3 protein-coding genes are annotated in these 2994 nt (G+C 67.3%); 1 reads left to right on the top strand and 2 read right to left on the bottom strand.

All coding sequences use genetic code 11. The features are described 5' to 3' along the window. Positions 1–212: 212 nt before the first annotated feature. Complete coding sequence (locus tag ACZ42A_RS24265) at positions 213–569, top strand: hypothetical protein (protein WP_468529332.1); 357 nt, start codon at positions 213–215, stop codon at positions 567–569. Between the two features lie 354 nt (positions 570–923). On the opposite strand, the gene ACZ42A_RS24260 is transcribed toward ACZ42A_RS24265, so the two are convergent. Beyond that, positions 924–1637, bottom strand: a complete 714-nt coding sequence (locus tag ACZ42A_RS24260) for an RICIN domain-containing protein (protein ID WP_468529331.1) — start codon at positions 1635–1637, stop codon at positions 924–926. A 651-nt stretch (positions 1638–2288) separates the two neighbouring features. After that, the gene (locus ACZ42A_RS24255) at positions 2289–2477 is read right to left on the bottom strand and encodes a hypothetical protein (protein WP_468529330.1); all 189 of its coding nucleotides are present in this window, start codon (positions 2475–2477) and stop codon (positions 2289–2291) included. Between the last annotated feature and the right edge of the window lie 517 nt (positions 2478–2994).

Here is a 2994-nt window from a genome sequence, read left to right as displayed (position 1 = left end):
GTCAAACTCGGCATCCTCATCGAGGCTGACACCGGCAGCTTCGCCAGGAAGCAGTAGTCGACGAACACGGTGACCAGCGGCCCTGTCCCAGCCCCATCCAGAAAGGGGCATCAGCTCACGAACCGCCCTCTTAGAGTCGTTTTCCTTTGGCTGAGGTCCATGCTATTGACCGGCCAGGTGGGTGTCAGTGCGATGTGAGAGCCTCCGGGGCATTGAGTTACGACCTGGCTGTCCGGGAAGGCGAGAGGCCGGCGGATGACAAGACCGCCGGCCGGGTCTTCAACGACTTGTACGACCGCTACATCGACGGCCAGGTGCAAGAGCCCCCATCCGAACGCATTGCGGCTTACGTGGCCGCGCTGCTTGAGCGGTGGTGCGACCTCACCGAGGACGATGAGGACGCCTCGCCCTGGTCGACCGGCCCGCTGATCGGCGAGGCCAGTGGCCCGCTGATCTACTTCCCCGTGCGGTGGAGCATGGCCGAGGAGGCATCGGCCTACGCGGCAGCCGTGGCGGAGTCCATGGGACTCGTCTGTTTCGACGTGCAGCAGAACCGGCTCAGGCCGTGACCAGGGCCGCCAATCGGCGGTAGCCGATGAGTGCTGCGGCTATACCGACGAAGGCAAGGAAGTGTTCGGCTGCGTGAGGCGCTCGAGGTCGTCGTGCACCGACTCCTGTTCCTCCGCGGTGAGGTGGACTGCGGTGGCCGCGGCAATCGCGGACGTCGCGGTCTATTTGTCGCCTGGCGGCGTCTGCACGCAGTACGAGAAGACGAAGCAGTTGCACAGGCGTGGGCCGCTCGTCCTGTAGGCAGCGCCCGGTCGATGATCTCCGCGGTCGGTACATCCCGTATGCCGCCTCCACGACGGCGTCCTGGCCGGCCCGCGCTGGGTTGCGGCCGGTCAGGGTCCTGAGAATGTGGGTCAGGGGTTGGGGTTGACCCAGACCCCGTAGTCGATGTCGTCGCGGGGCCCGGGCTTCTGGGCGGGCGGGGTCCCCTCTGTCGGCTGGGAGAGCGGAAGCACGAACACCCAAGCCTGATTGTCCATGACATGACAGGTCCATTCCTGAAGGCGGGCCTCTGCCGGGGGCGGAGTCATCGCCGTCGGGTTGCGTATGTCAAGGCAGCGCATCGCACCTGTTCCCTGCCGGATTCTGAAGAAGCCTCTCGGGTGAGGTTCGATCTCCCAGAACTGGCTGCCCGTCTCTTCACACGGATTCGTGTGAACTCCATCTCCGTTCCTCTGCCCTGCCTCCAGGCACATTGGCGTGCCGGGTACGGGCGGTGGCGTCTTGGGGCGGACCTGAATCTGGTACACGGGGCCGCTGAAGCCGTCGGCGTCGCGGCTCTTCAAGAAGCGGAAGAGCTGGGTTTCCCGGTCGCTGCGCGGCCGGACCCTGAAGCCACCGGCGTTCTCCTCCGCGACCAGATTGTCAGTCCGCGCGCTTTTGATGTTCCACCACAGGTCACCGAATTCAGGCGGTTTCCGGGGATCCGAGAACAGTGGACAGATCCCACCCGGGAACTGATCACAGTCTGCGGCAGAGGCGCTGGAGGGCACCAGCGTGCCCCCTGCCGCGAGAGCGCCGACGGCGGCAAGCAACACCAACCGCCGGGGCCAGGTGGCATGGATCATGGCTGTTCTCCTCACTTTGCGAAACGCCGATGGACGCGACGGGTCGCCGTCTTCGGACGCCCGCCGGATCTCAGCCCGTGTCTTTCATTGCGCCCCGGAAAACGAACGGCGTCATGTCCCTCGAGTTCGGGGCTTGACACCCGGCGCTGGCCGTGTAGGTGAGGGTCGGCAACGTATGTCGCTGAGTGTCGGCGCTGAGGCCAGAGGTCGACTTCGGGGACATCACGGTCAAGCTGGCCGACGAGCTGGTGACCTGCTACCTGTTCGCCTTCCGACTTTCGTACTCGGGCAAGGCCATCCACCGCGTCTTCGCCTGGCGGGGCAGAGGCGTTCTTCGAGGGCCACGTCCACGCTCTCAACGTGCTGGGCAGAGTGCCGGCCGGGAAGGTCCGCTGCGACTGCCCGATCACTTCGGATGGAACCAGCCCCCTCTCCGACTGACTGGCCGATCAGAAGCGGCTGGCTGTCCACGGACCACCGCGTACTGATCACGAGGCGGCAGACGAGACGCTGCCGGGCAATGCGTCCGGGCGTCGAGTTCATCGCAGACGTCCCTTTCCGAACGGCGTCGTGAGGGGAGTCCGCCCGGCCGGTGGCCTCGGAACCGGTGGCCTGGGCAGGACTCCCCCGTTCTCGTGTCTGGGTGCCGGGTCAGCGGCCTGCGCTGAACTCCTCCAGCCGGGCGACCAGCTGCCGGTCGGGCCAGGCGACGATGACGGACGAGCGCGGCGTGCGGGCGGCGAGCCGGTCAACCTCGCTCTCCAGGCCTCCGGTGGGAGCCTTGCACAGGGCCACGGCGCGGGCGTGACCTGCTTGGGGGCTGGCCTGCTGCTCGCGCAACTGCTCCAGGGTGCGCTTCCGGGCGGTGCCGGCGGCTTCCTCGTCGGCGCGGACAAGAAGCCCCCGGGCCTGGTCATTGGCTCGAATGGTGGCGGCCTGTCCTATGTCATGTCACCTTTCCGGGTGTCGCCACAATCAATACCGCCCGGCGCCCGATGAACACATCAGCACCTGGCCCGCCGACGAGAGGCAGCGCAGTTCGATCCGCCCCGGGCGCCGCCGAGTTCAGCTGGTGGGCACCCAGTGGCCGGAGGGGAGAAGCGGCAGCGCCCCACCGGGGCACGTGCGGGGCGCGGGCTCATGCACGTGAGGACCGGTCCCGTGCCGGAGCCGGTCCTCGTGTCCGCCCACCACGCGTCACCGCGGTCGACGGAAGGGGGGTCCCTGCGTCGCGTGTCGGTTTGCGGCCAGTAGCGGGTCAGGGGCCCGGGGGTCGGTGCTGGGGGGGGGGGGGGGGAGGGGAGGAGGTGGGGTAATAGAAGAAGGACCAACCACAAAAAACGGAGGAGACAACCCA

It is taken from the genome of Streptomyces sp. NPDC030838, from assembly GCF_055572035.1.
The sequence above is the reverse complement of the archived record's forward strand: the minus strand, read 5'-3'. Positions and strand labels throughout refer to the sequence as shown.

Bases quoted from the DNA above. Each gene is read 5' to 3' on its own strand.
- ACZ42A_RS24260 (WP_468529331.1), bottom strand. From the start codon at position 1,637: ATGATCCATGCCACCTGGCCCCGGCGGTTGGTGTTGCTTGCCGCCGTC.